This is a genomic window from Citrobacter sp. HN-141 (assembly GCF_033341895.1).
In the GTDB taxonomy this organism is placed as follows: Bacteria; Pseudomonadota; Gammaproteobacteria; order Enterobacterales; family Enterobacteriaceae; genus Citrobacter.
This window is the reverse complement of the sequence record NZ_JAWPBF010000017.1, coordinates 83877-100966: the sequence shown is the minus strand read 5'-3', so window position 1 is coordinate 100966 and position 17090 is coordinate 83877. Positions and strand designations below refer to the sequence as shown.

At 52.6% G+C, this 17090-nt stretch carries 13 protein-coding genes; 4 read left to right on the top strand and 9 right to left on the bottom strand.

The window, feature by feature from the left end; translation table 11 throughout:
- The 3 genes from katG to RYZ59_RS19440 form a co-directional block, all read right to left on the bottom strand.
- Entirely contained in the window at nucleotides 1-2181 is a 2181-nt protein-coding gene (gene katG, locus RYZ59_RS19450; protein WP_318050215.1) for a catalase/peroxidase HPI, read from the bottom strand.
- Nucleotides 2182-2349: 168 nt separating this feature from the next.
- On the bottom strand, nucleotides 2350-3237 hold the full coding sequence (gene metF, locus RYZ59_RS19445; RefSeq protein WP_271442185.1) for a methylenetetrahydrofolate reductase: 888 nt from the start codon (nucleotides 3235-3237) through the stop codon (nucleotides 2350-2352).
- A gap of 157 nt (nucleotides 3238-3394) precedes the next feature.
- Nucleotides 3395-4303 (bottom strand): LysR family transcriptional regulator, encoded by a 909-nt coding sequence (locus tag RYZ59_RS19440; protein WP_318050213.1) that lies wholly within the window; start codon nucleotides 4301-4303, stop codon nucleotides 3395-3397.
- 89 nt (nucleotides 4304-4392) lie between these two features.
- Here RYZ59_RS19440 and RYZ59_RS19435 point away from each other — a divergent pair, with 89 nt between their 5' ends.
- Nucleotides 4393-4770, top strand: a complete 378-nt coding sequence (locus tag RYZ59_RS19435; protein ID WP_318050239.1) for a carboxymuconolactone decarboxylase family protein — start codon at nucleotides 4393-4395, stop codon at nucleotides 4768-4770.
- A gap of 38 nt (nucleotides 4771-4808) precedes the next feature.
- Here RYZ59_RS19435 and RYZ59_RS19430 read toward each other — a convergent pair whose 3' ends face one another.
- On the bottom strand, nucleotides 4809-6365 hold the full coding sequence (locus RYZ59_RS19430; RefSeq protein ID WP_318050211.1) for a bifunctional UDP-sugar hydrolase/5'-nucleotidase: 1557 nt from the start codon (nucleotides 6363-6365) through the stop codon (nucleotides 4809-4811).
- 133 nt (nucleotides 6366-6498) lie between these two features.
- Here RYZ59_RS19430 and RYZ59_RS19425 point away from each other — a divergent pair, with 133 nt between their 5' ends.
- Entirely contained in the window at nucleotides 6499-7662 is a 1164-nt protein-coding gene (locus tag RYZ59_RS19425; protein WP_318050209.1) for a cytoplasmic protein, read from the top strand.
- Between the two features lie 35 nt (nucleotides 7663-7697).
- On the opposite strand, the gene metL is transcribed toward RYZ59_RS19425, so the two are convergent.
- Both metL and metB read right to left on the bottom strand, forming a co-directional pair.
- Complete coding sequence (metL, locus tag RYZ59_RS19420) at nucleotides 7698-10130, bottom strand: bifunctional aspartate kinase/homoserine dehydrogenase II (protein ID WP_318050207.1); 2433 nt, start codon at nucleotides 10128-10130, stop codon at nucleotides 7698-7700.
- 2 nt (nucleotides 10131-10132) lie between these two features.
- On the bottom strand, nucleotides 10133-11293 hold the full coding sequence (gene metB, locus RYZ59_RS19415) for a cystathionine gamma-synthase (RefSeq protein WP_137381470.1): 1161 nt from the start codon (nucleotides 11291-11293) through the stop codon (nucleotides 10133-10135).
- Nucleotides 11294-11558: 265 nt separating this feature from the next.
- Between metB and metJ the strand changes: the two genes are divergently transcribed.
- Nucleotides 11559-11876 (top strand): met regulon transcriptional regulator MetJ, encoded by a 318-nt coding sequence (metJ, locus tag RYZ59_RS19410; RefSeq protein WP_048213988.1) that lies wholly within the window; start codon nucleotides 11559-11561, stop codon nucleotides 11874-11876.
- Nucleotides 11877-11934: 58 nt separating this feature from the next.
- Here metJ and RYZ59_RS19405 read toward each other — a convergent pair whose 3' ends face one another.
- The 3 genes from RYZ59_RS19405 to rpmE form a co-directional block, all read right to left on the bottom strand.
- Nucleotides 11935-13359, bottom strand: a complete 1425-nt coding sequence (locus RYZ59_RS19405; RefSeq protein WP_318050205.1) for an MFS transporter — start codon at nucleotides 13357-13359, stop codon at nucleotides 11935-11937.
- Nucleotides 13360-13448: 89 nt separating this feature from the next.
- Nucleotides 13449-14129 carry an oligogalacturonate-specific porin KdgM family protein gene (locus tag RYZ59_RS19400; RefSeq protein ID WP_318050203.1) on the bottom strand — a complete coding sequence of 227 codons (681 nt, stop codon included), beginning with the start codon at nucleotides 14127-14129 and terminating at the stop codon, nucleotides 13449-13451.
- 339 nt (nucleotides 14130-14468) lie between these two features.
- Nucleotides 14469-14681, bottom strand: a complete 213-nt coding sequence (rpmE, locus tag RYZ59_RS19395) for a 50S ribosomal protein L31 (RefSeq protein ID WP_094761941.1) — start codon at nucleotides 14679-14681, stop codon at nucleotides 14469-14471.
- 204 nt (nucleotides 14682-14885) lie between these two features.
- Between rpmE and priA the strand changes: the two genes are divergently transcribed.
- Nucleotides 14886-17084 carry a primosomal protein N' gene (gene priA / locus RYZ59_RS19390; protein ID WP_318050201.1) on the top strand — a complete coding sequence of 733 codons (2199 nt, stop codon included), beginning with the start codon at nucleotides 14886-14888 and terminating at the stop codon, nucleotides 17082-17084.
- Nucleotides 17085-17090 lie beyond the last annotated feature (6 nt).

Below are 17090 nucleotides of genomic sequence, written 5' to 3'. Positions count from 1 at the left end.
TTACAGCAGATCGAAACGATCCAGGTTCATCACTTTCACCCATGCGGCAACGAAATCTCTCACGAACTTCTCGTGGGCATCGCTGCAGGCATAAACTTCAGCTACTGCGCGCAGTACAGAGTTAGAACCGAACACCAGATCGGCGCGGGTTGCGGTGTATTTTACTTCACCGCTCAGACGGTCACGACCTTCGAACAGCTCTTGTGACTCATCAACCGCCTTCCACTCATGACGCATATCCAGCAGGTTGACGAAGAAGTCAGTGCTGAGTACGCCTGGACGATCGGTAAAGACGCCGTGCTGGCTACCATCAAAGTTGGTGCCCAGTACGCGCATACCGCCCACCAGCACGGTCATTTCCGGTGCGGTCAGCGTCAGCTGCTGTGCTTTATCAATCAGCAGCGACTCGGTGGTCGACACGTCAGGGCGAGAGCGGTAGTTACGGAAACCATCAGCAATCGGCTCGAGCAATTCGAACATCTCAATATCCGTTTGATCCTGGCGCGCATCCACGCGGCCCGGTGCAAAAGGTACCTTAATGCTGACACCCGCAGCGCTAGCCGCCTGCTCTATACCGACAACACCGGCCAGCACGATAATATCGGCTAACGAAGCGGTATGGGCGGACTTATAAATGCCTTCCAGCACTGGCAGAACACGTGCCGCAGTCGCATTAACATCCCAGCCGCGTTGTGGTGCCAACGCCAGGCGAGCACCGTTAGCGCCACCACGTTTGTCACCGCCACGGAAAGTCGATGCGGAAGCCCACGCCACCGATACCAGCTCACTGACAGAAAGCCCGGAAGCTGCAATGGTCGCCTTCAGGTTAAGAATGTCTTCTTCGCTTGGATTGAAGAACGCATGCGGCAGTGGGTCCTGCCAAATCAGATCTTCTTGCGGTACTTCCGGTCCGATGTAGCGCGATTTCGGCCCCATATCACGGTGCGTCAGTTTAAACCACGCACGGGCAAAGGCTTCGTTGAACGCCTGCGGATCGTTAAGGAAACGACGAGAGATCTTCTCGAACTCAGGATCAAAGCGCAGGGTCAGGTCTGTAACCAGCATTGTTGGCTTGCGCTTTTTCGACGGATCAAACGGATCGGGGATAATTTCTGGCGCGTCAACGGCTTCAAACTGAATAGCGCCTGCTGGACTGCGCGTTTGCACCCATTCGTATTTGAACAGGTTCTCGAAGAAATAGTTGCTCCATTGGGTCGGCGTCTGCGTCCACACAACTTCCAGACCGGAAGTAATTGCGTCTGCACCCGAGCCGCTGCCGTAGCTGCTGGCCCAGCCCAGTCCCTGCGCTTCAATTGGTGCGGATTCTGGATCAGGGCCAACATGGGATGCTGGTGCTGCACCGTGGGTTTTGCCCAACGTATGACCACCACCAATCAGCGCGACAGTCTCTTCGTCGTTCATCCCCATATTACCGAAGGTCGCACGAATCGCCGCTGCCGCAGAAAGCGGTTCACCGCTATGGTCCGGCCCTTCCGGGTTCACATAGATAAGGCCCATTTCGGTTGCGCCCAGCGGCGCTTTCGCCAGCTCTTCCGGATGACGGTGGGTCAACCAGGCTTTTTCATCACCCCAGTTTACGTCGAGATCCGGTTCCCAGACATCTTCACGACCGGCACCAAAGCCGAAGGTACGGAAGCCGGAGTTTTCCAGCGCCACGTTGCCCGCAAGGATAAACAGGTCGGCCCAGGAAATTTTTTGACCATATTTCTGCTTGATTGGCCACAGCAGACGACGCGCTTTATCCAGGCTGACGTTGTCCGGCCAGGAGTTCAGTGGTGCAAAACGCTGCTGTCCGCGACCCGCGCCACCGCGTCCATCGATGGAACGATAGGTCCCTGCACCGTGCCATGCCATGCGGATAAATAATCCGGCATAAGTTCCCCAGTCAGCGGGCCACCACGGTTGAGATTCGGACAGAAGGGCTCTGAGATCCCCTTTCAGGGCAGAATAGTCGAGTTTGCTAAACTCTTTACGGTAGTCGAAGTCCTCACCCAGCGGGTTCGAACGATTGGAATGTTGGTTTAAAAGATCAACGCGGAGTTGGTTAGGCCACCAGTCGCGGTTGTTCGTTCCTGCTCCCGCGCTCTGATCGTGACCGCCCTGATGAAAAGGACACTTACCGGCAGTTGATGCGTTATGGCTATCGTCGGACATGCTCATCTATATGCTCCCTTTACAGTGTTCTGACTACGATATACACCACCAGAGATAAGATATAGTCGAATTAACCCACAGATTCGATAGCTAATTCCTTTTATATTTTAAGTTACAGAGATGTAGATCAAAATGATCAATAAAAAGCCCTCCGTAGAGGGCTGGGGCATCTGTTTAATTCGGTCTTACACCTAGTGTGTGACAAATAGCGTAGCTCATCTCGGCGCGGTTGAGCGTATAGAAGTGAAAATCTTTCACCCCTTCGCGACTGAGGATCTTCACCATGTCCATGGCAATATTCGCACCCACCAGCTTACGGGTTTCGGCATCATCATCCAGACCATCAAACATGGTCGACATCCAGGAAGGGATACGAACATTAGTCATATCGGCAAATTTTTTCGCCTGTTTAAAGTTAGATACCGGCAGGATACCCGGAATAATTTCCACATCGATACCCGCAGACACGCAGCGATCGCGAAAACGTAGATAGCTTTCTACATCGAAGAAAAACTGAGTGATCGCGCGGTTCGCACCAGCATCAACCTTACGCTTCAGGTTCAGCAAGTCTGCCTGGGCACTCTTCGCTTCCGGATGAACTTCCGGATAAGCGGCAACAGAGATATCAAAATCTGCGACGTCTTTCAGCAGGCTCACCAAATCGGCAGCATACATGTCTGGTTTACCTCCACCCGGAGGCAGGTCGCCGCGCAGGGCAACAATATGACGAATACCGTTATTCCAGTAATCCTGAGCAATGGTGCGCAGCTCATCGCGAGTGGCATCAATACAGGTCAGGTGCGGAGCCGCTTCGAGGCCCGTGCGATCCTTAATTCCTTTAATAATGCTGTGCGTGCGGTCGCGCTCACCAGAGTTTGCACCGTAGGTGACTGAAACAAACTTCGGCTTCAGGCTGCTCAGGCGATCGATGGAGTTCCACAGGGTTTGCTCCATTTCACTGGTGCGCGGCGGGAAAAACTCAAACGAAACGTTAATCTGACCCTGTACTTCCGCCAGGCTCTGATTCAGGGCTTCCCGCTGGTTGGCGTGAAAAAAGCTCATACCTTACCTCATCAATCTTTTGTCGTTATATGTTGTGTTGTGAACTGCTATACGTTTAGACGTCTAGATGTAAAAATGACGGAAAAGCGTGCTGGCGTCAACACAAAAATCATCGATAAAGGTGAGGAATACTCAGCCAACGTGAAATAAATTCACATCAGCCTGAAATAATGAGGGATTGCGTCACGACCGTCTGCAGCCACGCTAATTTTGTTACGTTCTCAGGTAGCATCAGCAACCCCGTACTAATACGTAATTCGGTATCGGTAAGCGGAAGAAAGGTCACGCCCTGACGCTGGATAGCCGAAAAGGAGGCGGGAATCAGGCTCAGACCGTCACCCTGCGCGATCCGCGCCAGCAGCACGTCATGTTCCAGCGGCTCTTCAATACAGGCAGGCGAGTAACCCGCACGACGAAAAATGTGTCGGGTGTAATCAAAGAAGGCGGGGTTACGATCACGTTTGAACCAGAACAGTGGCCGGTGGTTCAGCGCCGTTAACGAGAGCGACGGCAGCGTCGCTTCTGCCCACTGCGCGGGTAAGGCGGCAATCATCGATTCATGCCAGTCGAGCGGCGTGACGCTAAGCCCCGAGGCCTCAAGCGGTAGTGCTACCACTGCGGCATCCAGTTTTCCCCGACGCACCTGGCGCGCCAGTTCAGGCGAACTATGACGGACAACATGCAGCTTCTGTACTCGCGTAATAAGCTGCGACTCAAGTGCAGCGAAAACGCCCTGCTCAAACGCCGTACTTAGCCCTAAGCGCAGAGATTGCTCCCCCGTTTTCGCTAGCTGACTCAGCGCCGTCCAGGTTTTATCCTGTAGCGCCAATAGCGGGAGCACGATATCAAGCACGCGCTGGCCGTCCTCCGTCAGCGTAAGCCCACGGGTATGACGGACAAAAAGCGTCACTCCCAGGCGTTCTTCAAGCTGGCGAATATGGCGACTCAGCGGCGGCTGCGACATAAACAAACGCTGCGCCGCCCGACTCATATTGTTCTCTTCCGCGACTACGGCAAAGTAACGCAGCAGGCGAATATCCAGAGAGTGCAAAGACGGGGTTGTCATACCGAAAAGGTATCACGGAAACGGTATTATCCCAATCATTCCGCACGCTCTATCCTCACGCCACAGACCACATGAAAGAGGAAGAAATGATGCCTTCAGAACGCTTTATTACCGGTCAGAAGATGTTGCAAAAAGTGGATGGTAAAGGGGGCGATGCAGTCGTCGAAAGTCTGCAAGATATTGCCCCAGATTTCGCCCAATACCTGATTGAATTTCCTTTTGGCGACATCTATTCAAGACCGGGGCTGGATTTACGCAGTAGAGAAATCGCTACCGTCGCGGCATTAACTGCGCTGGGTAACGCCGCACCGCAGTTGAAGGTACATATTGGCGCGGCATTACACGTCGGTTTAACGCAGGATGAAATCATTGAAGTGATTATGCAGATGGCCGTATATGCTGGCTTCCCCGCGGCACTCAACGGCTTGTTTGCCGCAAAAGAGGTGTTTGCCTCCCACAAAGGCTAAAACAACAGGCCAGCGGAATATCTGCTGGCCTGAGCTCACTACGGTTTCACATCTTCCACACGCATGCCTTTGAGTTGCTCATCCGTCAGCGTATTTCCTGCTTTGAAAAAATCAACGACAGCATTAGAGACATAGTAACCGCCGGATGTGTTACGCGCTTTACCTTCGGTAAATGTTGTAAAACCATCACCGCCGTCTGCCAGGAAGCTATTGGTGGCAATGTGATAAACCGTGGCATCCTCAATGGGTTTGCCGTTTAACGTCAATACGGTGACCCGCTGACCAACCGGTTTACTGCTGTCATACTTCATCTCCAGTCCTTTGGACACCTGCAATACACCGTTGCTTAAACTCGCGCCATGCTCCATCAGGCTACGCAACTGCTTACCGGTAAGATCCATGGTTGCCAGCTCATTCGGGAACGGGAAGGTGCTAATAACCGCCCCCATGGTGATGGCACCTGCAGGGACTTCATTACGGATGCCGCCCGAGTTAGTGAGCGCTAACTGGGTATCTTTACCCGCCGCAGCCAGCAACGCATCTGCCGCCAGATTTCCCAGGGAAGAAGATTCACCGTAAGCACGCGTCAGCTCAACCGGGGAGTTGGCAACCGTTTGTTGTACCACTTTATCGAGCTTTTTATTCCAGCCATCAATGACCTGTTTCGTCTGCGGGTCTGGCTGCCACTCATCAGCAAAAATGGTCTTCAGCTCGAAGTTCTTCACGGTAAATTGATGCGGTTTCTGCTGGTAATCCAGCACCAGTTTACCCACATCAATACCACCGCTGTCGGTAGAAAGTATCAGGGTGTTACCGACTTTAATCGGCTCCGGCGTGCCCACATGCGCATGACCGGTGATCAGGATATCCAGCCCCTTCACCTGGCCTGCGGTCTGGATGTCTTTATCCAGCGCACGGCGCACATCGGTGCCCCCCAGACTGGACTGACGTGCTGGCGTGCCTTCATGGATCAGCGCCACGGTAAGGTCGACTTTGCCTTTAAGCTCATCGATATAGCGTTGCAACCACTTCACTTCATCCCGCGCCTCGATCCCGACACGTGTCGCAGCGGAAACCGTATCATCAAAAGCAAACACGCCGTGCAGGCCAATCACGCCAATCTTCACGCCATCTTTCTCAATGATGGTGTAGGGCTTATCCCAAAACTTTTTGCTGCTGTTTTGATAAAAGATATTGCCCTGCACAATCGGGAATTTCGCCTGGCTCAGCTGTAGCAGCGTGTTATCCCAGCCATGATCGAACTCATGATTACCCATGGTGACAGCATCAAAATTCATGGTGTTCATGATATCGATAATCGCCTTCCCCTTGGTCAGGCTGCTGATATATGGCCCGGTAAAATAATCACCGGCATCAAAAAACCAGGTGGCGCTATTTTTCGCTTTCTCCTGCTTCACCATCGTCGTGATATTGGCCCAACCACCAATGTCACGTGAGCCATTGGCAATCCATGGGACTTTATAAGGTTCGACATGGGCATGGAGATCGTTGGTATAGATAATCGTGACATCTTTAGCACTGGCCCAGAGCGGCAAAGAGACCAGAACACCAACGGCAAGCATTTTTAACTTCATAATCAATCCCTTTCAGTCATATAAAGAATCGCTACGTTACGTTCTGAAAGGTTTTTTTATGTGATAAAAATCACATCCGTCAGGGATAGTCGCGGGTCAAAATCAACGACCCTTAAAAATCGTTGGTAATACGATGGCGTCTCCGTTCACTATCAATTGCTGTAAGTCCTTTGGCTGCCAAAATCTGGGATTGCCGAGTTCAGCAGATTACAGCTGGCCAGAGTATCGGCTGGGTTATGCCGCGCTGCACTGCCGGGCATGCGGGAGTTATCCGCCGCTGTTTAACGAGGAACAGTTCCGACTCTGGTTGTCGGCATATTTAGCGGATTCTGCAGCTAATAGCGGTCATTTTTGCCCAAGTTGTTACCAACGGGACCCCATCCGCTATGGCCGAAATCCCCAGGGCAGTCAGCGCGTTCAGTGTCGGGCGTGTAAAAAGGTCTGGACGCCCAAACGGCAGCCGCTCACACTTTTTGAGCCGCCAGAACAAATCGCGACGGTTCCGTTGATCGTGCCTTTTCAAGGCGCCAGCGCCGACCAGAAACTTTATGTATTGCTCAGTTTTGACGCTATTCGCGGTAATATTCTGCATATTTCCAGCAATTTCACACATCATCCTGCCGGGGCTTCATTGCGCTACCGCTGGCGCGGCATCAGCGAGGCAGCTGCAACACATGACGATATTGTTGAGAGAGTAAGCCAACGAGAAAGTCAGTTTTTACGCCGCAGCCAGTTTGACGAAATTCAGTACGGCAGCGCGATGCTCAAACGTAACGCCAGCGGCGCGATTTTACGCCCGGTCATTACCGCGCATGGGCATTTCCGCGTCCTGAGCCATCTGTGGCCGGAGGTAAAAACTCACATTATTGCCCACGAATGTTTTCTGCGCGGCGCAGTGATTACCGCATGGGCGGAACAATTTCGCGAACATCACGCCTCGCTCTGGTTTGTGGATGAAGAAATCAGTGACGATCAACACACCAGTCCCTGGCAGTTACTGGGCAAAAGTTATCAGGGATGGTGGCAAAACCAGTGGCAAATTTGGCAACAAAGCGACACGCGTAAAATGGTGTGTTTGTTAACGGAAGGTCAGGTTGAAAAAGGCGCGTCAATAACCCTGGCGGCAAGTCATCATTTTCTCGCCTGGTTGCAGCAACAGACGGAATTTCGGGATAGCGCCCGTTACTCGGCCCATTCGGTGTTGCTGACGATAAGGACGCTGGCGGAGAAATACAACATCCTGGATTTGCCCGGTGGCGCTGCCGCTTACCGGGCCTACGGTTCGTGTCATATGTAGGCCGGATAAGCGTAAGCGCCATCCGGCAACGCAAACTACAGCAGCTGCGCCAGACGATTAATATCCGACTGAATCGCACCGGCGGTCACATCACGACCTGCGCCCGGCCCGCGGATCACCAACGGATTATCGCGATACCAGCGGCTTTCAATGGCGAATACGTTATCGCACGGCAACAGCGCAGCCAGCGGGTGTTCAGCGCGGACCGCCTCAACACCCACACGCGCTTTACCATTGGCATCAAAACGCGCCACGTAGCGCAATACCAGCCCCATTTCACGTGCAGCTTCCAGACGTTGCACCATCTGTTCGTTCAACTCATCGCCATTTTCAAAGAAATGGTCAATGGAGCCTTCTTCACAGTGCGCAGGCACCAGCGACTCAACGCGAACCTGGTCCGGCTCAATATCGTAACCTGCTTCACGCGCCAGGATCACCAGCTTACGCATCACATCTTTGCCAGAAAGATCGACGCGCGGGTCCGGTTCAGTTAGCCCTTGCTGCCAGGCTTGATCCACCAGATCGGTGAACGGGACCGTGCCATCAAATTGCAGAAACAGCCAGGATAACGTGCCGGAGAAGATCCCGCTGATCGACAAAATCGTATCACCGCTATCAATCAGATCGCGCACAGTGTGGTTGATCGGCAAACCTGCGCCCACGGTGGCGTTATACAGCCAGTGGCGGCCGGTTTTTTCGAACGCATCATGAATTTGGCGATACTTATCACTGGTACTCGCCCCCGCCAGTTTATTGGCGCTAATGACATGGAAACCATGGCTGGCGAAGTCCAGATACTGATCGGCCAATTGTTCACTGGCCGTCACATCCAGCACCACTAAATCATCATACGGGTGGGCGCGCATCCACAGGAATAGCGCCTCTTCATCCTGCTCTACCGCTTCGTCGTCGAAGAAGGCCAGAGCACGGCTGGCATCCAGCCCTTCATAGTTCAGCAGGCTGCGGCGGCTATCCACCACGCCTGCCAGCACAAACTCGAATCCGGTACGCGCGGAAAGCGTTGTTTGTTCGCGGGCAAACAGTTCCAGCCAGCGCGAGCCAATATTGCCTTTGCCGAACAGCACCAGACCGATACGTTTTTCTGCACGGAAAATAGACTGATGCAGACCCTGAATCAGGCTCTCCGTCGGGCCGGTACGCAGTACCGCAACCAGACTGATCCCCTCTTCCGACTGCCAGGTAAACTCGACTGGTTGACCTTTTAACTGCTGCCAGAAACGGTGGCAATGCAGCGGATTGCGCGTTACGCCAGCCCCAACCATCGCCACCAGCGCCAACCCCTGGCGCAGACGCAGCTCGCCCGGCAGGCCAGCTTCATCCAGAATTTTCAGCGCGCCGTCAGCCACTTCGGAGGTATAGCAAAATTGCAGCAACTGACGGTCCGGATGCACGCCAACCGCCAGCGGACGCACCTGCATGCGTTTTAAAATCTGATCGATATCTTTGTAAGCCAGCTTAAAGTCCTGGCCGGTGGGAACCTGAAACTCAATCAGACAGACGTCGTCATGGCTGGTCACAATGCGCGCCCCGGTACCAGAAGCCAGTACACGTTCAATCCGAGTTGACCCCTGATCCGGCGTGTAGCTGCAGCGCAGCTGCAGGTCGATATCGCTACCCGAAACCGGCTGTAAGGTGCGGGCATGCAGAACCGGCGCCGCCAGACGCGCCAGCTCGCTGGCTTCATCCAGACGCAGCAGCGGCAGCAAACAGGCATCTTTGACTTTACGCGGGTCCGCACTATAAACCCCAGCGACATCGCTCCAGATAGTCACACGGGAAACGCCTGCCAGCGCCCCCACCTGCGTAGCTGAATAGTCAGAGCCGTTACGCCCCAGCAGCACCGTTTCACCGGCATTGCTACGGCTGATAAACCCGGTAACCACCAGGCGCTTGCCAGGATGTTGAGCCAGCAGTTGTTGCAGCAACGGATAAGACAGACCTTCATCCACCTGCGGCTGGGCACCGCGTTCAGCACGTAAAAACTCACGCGCATCCAGCCAGGCCGATTCCAGCCCCTGCTGGTTAAGGACAGCAGACATCAAACGCGCCGACCACACTTCACCATGCCCCACCACTTCGGCATAGACGGCTTCATTCACACCGCTGTCGAGCAATCCGGCCAGACGCTCCAGATCGTGAATAAACGCACCGATCAGCCCATCAGCCACATCTGGTGGTAACAGGCCACTAATCAGCTCACTTTGATAACGGCGTAACGCCTGCTGAACCTGATGCGCAGAAAGACGATCGGTCTGGCTTAACTTAAGCCAGCTAATCAACTGGTTAGTGGTACTGCCTGCGGCGGAAACAACCATCATATCGTCAGGCTGCGAGTACTCCGCCATAATACCTGCGACACGCAAATAACATTTCACGTCTGCCAGACTACTACCACCAAATTTGTGCAGTTGACGACCCTTCGCCCCTGCCTGCGCAATCACACTCATGTTTACCCCTTGTTTGCAGCCCGGAAGCCATTTTCCAGGTCGGCAATTAAATCTTCGCCATCTTCAATACCAGTGGAGATACGCAGCAGCGTTTCAGAAATTCCGGCAGCAGCACGCGCTTCTGGCGCCATACCCGCGTGTGTCATGGTCGCGGCGTGGGAGATCAGACTTTCAACGCCCCCTAACGATTCCGCCAGCGTAAACAATGACAACCCGCTCAGGAAGCGACGCAATGTTTGCTCGTCGCCATCCAGTTCAAAACTCAACATCGCGCCAAACCCTTTTTGTTGACGCGCAGCAATCTCATGCCCCTGATTATCCGGCAGTGACGGATGATACAGTTTCTTCACCAACGGCTGGGTTTGCAGGTAGTCCACAATAGCCTGAGCATTACGTTGTGCCACTTCCATACGCGGCGACAGAGTACGCAGGCCACGCAACAGCAGATAGCTATCAAATGCGCCGCCGGTTACGCCAATATTATTCGCCCACCATGCCAGCTCAGTGACCGTCTCCGGATCTTTCGCTATCACCACGCCAGCCACCACATCCGAGTGACCGTTTAAATATTTCGTGCATGAATGCAACACCAGATCGGCGCCCAATGCCAGTGGATTTTGCAGTGCAGGGCTTAAAAAAGTGTTGTCGACAACGCTCACCGCACCAGCCTCACGCGCCAGTTGGCAGATTTTTGCAATATCCACCACACGCAGCAACGGATTGCTTGGACTTTCAATCAGTACCAGCTTTGGTTTTTCCGCCAACGCCGCTTTCAGCGCCTGCTCATCACCCTGATCGACAAACAGCACGCGATAGCAGCCACGTTTTGCCAGACTGTCAAACAAGCGGTAGCTACCACCGTAACAGTCGTGCGGTGCAACCAGCAGATCGCCAGGCTTCAGGAACACCGTGGTCACCAGATGAATCGCCGACATGCCGGTATTGGTCAGCACTGCGCCAGCGCCCCCCTCCAGCTCCGCCAACGCACGCTGAACCACATCACGCGTCGGGTTGCCACGGCGTGAATAGTCATGGGCACGCGGCTCATTAAAACCGGTGAAATTATAGGTACTGGAGAGGTGAATCGGTGGGACAACGCAACCGTACTGCTCGTCGTCATTTAATCCGCTACGCACTGCAATGGTGGCCTGTTTACGCGTCATATTGAGGAGATCCTGGCTGAGTCGGTGAAAAGTCAGACACCAGAGTAATCATTGTTACAATAGCCGTCAATACATCTGGACATCTAAACTTCTTTGCGTATAGATTGAGCAAACAGGAAATAGCCGTTAAAATTATATGCATTAGCGTACATTTGCGTCGGCTAACTTCGTGTCAGGGCCGCGCCACTACGATAAACTACGCGCAATTATGGTCCGGGCTCAGGTTCTGGCCTCAATATTAATGACGAAGAGGATTAAGTATCTCATGGCTGAATGGAGCGGCGAATATATCAGCCCATACGCTGAGCACGGTAAGAAGAGTGAGCAAGTCAAAAAAATTACGGTTTCCATTCCTCTGAAGGTGTTAAAAATCCTTACCGATGAACGCACGCGTCGTCAGGTGAATAACCTGCGCCACGCCACCAACAGCGAACTGCTGTGTGAAGCGTTTCTGCACGCCTTTACCGGGCAACCGTTGCCGAACGACGAGGATCTGCGCAAAGAGCGCAGTGATGAGATCCCGGAAGAGGCGAAGATCATCATGCGTGAACTGGGGATCGACCCGGAGACGTGGGAGTACTGATCGGCTAACGGTGAGAAAAATGAGAAAAGGCGGGATAACCCCGCCGTTTCTCACAACGTTATTTTCTAATACCATTGATTTTATTCAATGTTTCTTCCATTTTGAGCGTTTCTTTGCGGTTCAATGGATAGAGATAAATCAGTATGACTGCCGCCAAAAACAGACATAACGCCGGCAAGAGATTTGCCATCGTATAAATATTTTCCTGCACGATGCTGGTTTGCACAGCGCCGCCCGTTGACGAAGATTGATAACCAATGATGGCCAGCATAAAGCCACCAATCGCCCCTGCACACGCCTGACCCACCTTGCGGGCAAAGAAGTTCACGCCGTAAACCGTACCATCCTCACGATCGCCGGTGACATACTGATGATAATCACACACATCGGTCATAAACGCCCAAATCATCAGGTTGAATAACCCTGCCCCCAGCGTCGCCAGGAACAGGAAAACCAAATAGACTTTCGCGTCCGTAATATGGATGAAGTACATCAGCAGGTACATCGCCACCGCAAAGAGCAATGCGCCGACGCTGGCCTCTTTTTTACCAAACCGCTTCGTGAGCCAGGATGCCGAGGGAGCCAGCAAAACCAGAGAGCCGAAGGTAAACAGCAACGCCACGGACATCGCCTCTTTGTTGTGGAAGTAGTCATTAAACAGGTAAGTCATGTTGGTACCTGACAACCCCTGGTTAATCACAATCAGCAGATCCACCACAACTAAAACGATCAGTGCTTTATTGCGTAACAATCCCTTCAGCAGCACCGATACGGGCATGCTCTCTTTTCTCTCCACGCGCACACGTTCTGTTGTTAACTGACAGGTCAACGTTAAAAAGATAAAGCCCAGTACGGCACAGCCGATGGAAATCCAGAAGAAGTGCTGCCCGGAAATCACCTGGCTGCCGTCCACCAGCGTGGTGTACATCAGGATAGGAATGAAGAAACCGGTCGCCCCGCCGCCAATAGCCGAGCCGACGCTACGCCAGGTTGACAACGAAACACGGTCTTCCGGATTCGAGCTAATCGCCGCAGACATGGCGCCATACGGAATGCTGACTGTCGATAACAGTGAACCGTAAACAAAATAGGAGCAGCAGATATAGATAATTTTCGCCGTATAAGAAAAATCGTTCACAAACGGCAGAAACAGGACCACCGCAACGATACAGAATGGATACTTCATGCGACGCACCCAGGGGTTGAAACGTCCATGTGCCGTCAGTTTAGAGGTATCACATAAGCGACCTACGCCAACATCGACAAACGCATCAAAGAGTTTGGTCACAAAATAGAGCGAGCCGACAATGACACCAGAAATGCCGAGGACGTTCGTGTAATAAATCATTAAAAAACTATTTACTAACCCAAGAATAAAACAGGTTCCCAGGTCACCACACAAATAACCAATTTTATCTCTGAATCCGAAAGGTCTGACGACAATATTTTGATTGCTTCCGCTCACTGTTCCATCATTAGACATGATGTCAACTCCTTAGACATATTATTCACGCAAACTATGTGTATATCCTGGTGCTCAACGTAATAAACCAATACGCAGAGTATTAACAATCAGAAGTTATAACCGAGGCCGACACGATAGCGGGTCTGACGATCGTCAGTCGTGGTGGTGTCATAACCCGAAGAAACGTTACCAATCTCAATAAATGGAACCCAGGAATCTATTTTATAAGCGATACGGAAGTTATATTCATAATCGTCTTTTCTGTTGTTGTATAAATCTTCGCTGTCAGCAATTTTATAAATGCCGTTTAGCTCAAACATCCAATTATTGACGTTATAGCCAAGCCACGCTTCAGGACGGTAAACCATACGGTCATCTTTACCATCGGTGTTTCTGCGCATATACTCCTGGCGATAGCGGAATGCCGTCCACCAGCTGTCATTGAGATTATATTGCACACGAATATAAGGCTTATAGATCGTGATGTTGTCACCCGTTTCAACCGCGATACCCGGCTGCCAGATGAGGCCCCGCCAGGTAAACTGATAACTTGCCGTATACTCGTTACCGTTACTTTCCATATTATTCCACGCATCATTCGATTGCGTATCTTCAGAACGTGAAATGGCCTCTACCGCTACACCAAAACCTGTAGCAAAACGATGCGACATATAAACACGATCGTAATTTCGCCCGTCATCATAATATTCATGACGGTAATCAACATAACCCGCCTGCACGGCTGCAGATAATAACGGGATAAGTAACAAGGTAGATTTAAATTTCATGACAATCCCTTTTCACACTCAATAAAGAAAATTCACCATCACATTCCGGACGATAAACAGGAAAGTAATAGAGTCGTAAGAATAATTTTATATTTCCACGAAAGTGTATTTTAGAAAGAGGGGATAAACCTTTGAGATTTTGCCAGTAATTGGCATGAGTGGCAAAGAACAGAAGATAAAAATGACGGAGATCACTAGTGTGAATATTTTATTTAAAAAATAAAAACACTGTTTCATTTATTAAAAATGAAATATCATTCAACATATCAATATAAATTTTATTATCAAATACAGATACAAAAAAAGCGCCATAAGGCGCTTTTTTCTGACAGTAGGAACTTATTTGCTGCCCGGGATGTTGAAACGCTTGTTGAAGCGATCAACACGGCCACCGGTAGCAACATCACGCTGCTTGCCAGTATAGAACGGGTGGCACTGACCGCACACGTCCAGGTTCAGATCGTGACCGACGGTAGAGCGGATTTTCATGACGTTACCGCAAGAGCAGTTTGCAGTAATTTCTTCGTATTTCGGGTGAATATCTTTTTTCATGGGAAAACCTCGGTTTAAGGCCGCGTCGCTCTTCCAGCCCTAACGCCAGACACCACGCGATGTTAATAGTATAGGTCAGTGATACAAATTCGTATCAAAGGCGGCGAATCATACAGAAATTAACCTGCTCATGCAAACTGATCCGCATTCTACCCTTCACTAATGTGTATACTAACCCGCCAGATTTCAAGTCAGGATGATTCAATGCCCGTTGCGCATGTTGCCTTACCCGTTCCGCTACCTCGTACCTTTGACTATCTCCTGCCGGAAGGTATGAGCGCCAAAGCCGGGTGTCGCGTACGCGTGCCCTTTGGCAAGCAGCAGGAGCGCGTCGGTATAGTGCTGTCAGTCAGCGAGCAAAGCGAACTGCCGCGGAGCGAATTGAAAGTCGTTCACGAGGTACTGGACAGCGAACCGGTCTATTCGACCTCCGTCTGGCGCTTGCTGCTGTGGGCGGCTGATTACTACCATCATCCCATTGGCGATGTGCTGTTCCATGCCCTGCCGATCCTGCTGCGCCAGGGCAGACCCGCCGCCAACACGCCCATGTGGTACTGGTTCGCCACCGAAGAAGGCCAGGTCATTGACCTCAACAGTCTGAAGCGCTCTCCAAAACAGCAACAGGCGCTGGCTGCGCTTCGGCAGGGAAAAATCTGGCGCGATCGGGTCGCCGAACTGGAATTTAACGATGCTGCATTACAGGCGCTACGGAAAAAAGGCCTGTGCTCCCTGGCAAGCGAAACGCCAGGCTTTAGCGACTGGCGTACGCACTACGCGGTTTCCGGTGAGCGTCTGCGGCTGAATACCGAACAGGCTACCGCCGTCGGGGCGATCCACAGCGCCTCTGACAGTTTTAGCGCCTGGTTGCTTGCAGGTGTAACGGGTTCCGGCAAAACAGAAGTCTATTTAAGCGTGCTGGAAAATGTTCTCGCCCAGGGCAAACAGGCACTGGTAATGGTGCCGGAGATTGGCCTGACGCCACAAACCATTGCCCGCTTTCGCGAACGCTTCAATGCCCCGGTCGAAGTCCTGCACTCGGGTTTAAATGACAGCGAACGTCTTTCGGCCTGGCTGAAAGCAAAAAATGGCGAAGCGGCAATAGTCATCGGCACACGCTCATCGCTGTTTACCCCATTTAAAAATCTTGGCGTCATTGTCATCGATGAAGAGCATGATAGCTCTTACAAGCAACAGGAAGGCTGGCGGTACCATGCCCGCGATCTGGCGGTTTACCGCGCCCACAGCGAACAGATCCCGATTATTCTCGGTTCAGCCACCCCCGCGCTGGAAACGTTGTGCAACGTGCGGCAGAACAAATACCGCATGCTGCGCCTGACGCGTCGAGCCGGAAACGCACGCCCTGCCACTCAGCACGTGCTGGATTTAAAGGGTCAGCAGGTGCAGGCCGGACTGGCTCCGGCGCTGATCACCCGCATGCGTCAGCACCTGCAAGCCGATAATCAGGTAATTTTGTTTCTTAATCGTCGGGGTTTTGCGCCTGCGCTGCTGTGTCACGACTGTGGCTGGATTGCCGAATGCCCACGCTGCGATCACTACTACACGCTGCATCAGGCGCAGCATCACCTGCGCTGCCACCACTGCGACAGCCAGCGCCCGATACCGCGCCAGTGCCCCTCCTGCGGCTCAACGCATATGGTCCCGGTAGGACTCGGCACCGAGCAACTAGAACAAGCTCTGGCGCCCTTTTTCCCTGGCGTGCCAATCTCACGCATCGATCGCGACACCACCAGCCGTAAGGGATCGCTGGAGCAGCACCTGGCAGAAGTGCATCGCGGCGGCGCTCGCATTCTGATCGGCACGCAAATGCTGGCGAAAGGCCACCACTTTCCGGACGTCACGCTGGTTGCACTGCTGGATGTTGACGGGGCGCTGTTCTCTGCCGATTTCCGTTCGGCTGAACGTTTCGCCCAACTTTATACCCAGGTTTCCGGACGAGCTGGCCGCGCCGGGAAACAAGGCGAAGTGGTGCTGCAAACGCACCATCCTGAACATCCGCTGCTGCAAACCTTGCTGTATAAAGGTTATGACGCGTTTGCCGAACAGGCGCTGGCCGAACGGCAAACGTTACAGTTACCGCCGTGGACCAGCCACGTGATCGTGCGGGCAGAAGATCATAACAATCAGCATGCGCCGATGTTCTTACAACAGTTGCGAAACCTGATTCAGGCCAGTCCGTTAGCTGATGACAAACTCTGGGTACTCGGCCCGGTTCCGGCGCTGGCCCCCAAACGTGGCGGTCGCTATCGCTGGCAAATTTTGTTGCAACATCCGTCACGCATTCGCCTGCAGCATATCGTCAGCGGAACGCTGGCGTTGATAAATACGCTACCCGATGCACGTAAGGTGAAATGGGTGTTGGATGTCGATCCCATCGAGGGATAACCCCTC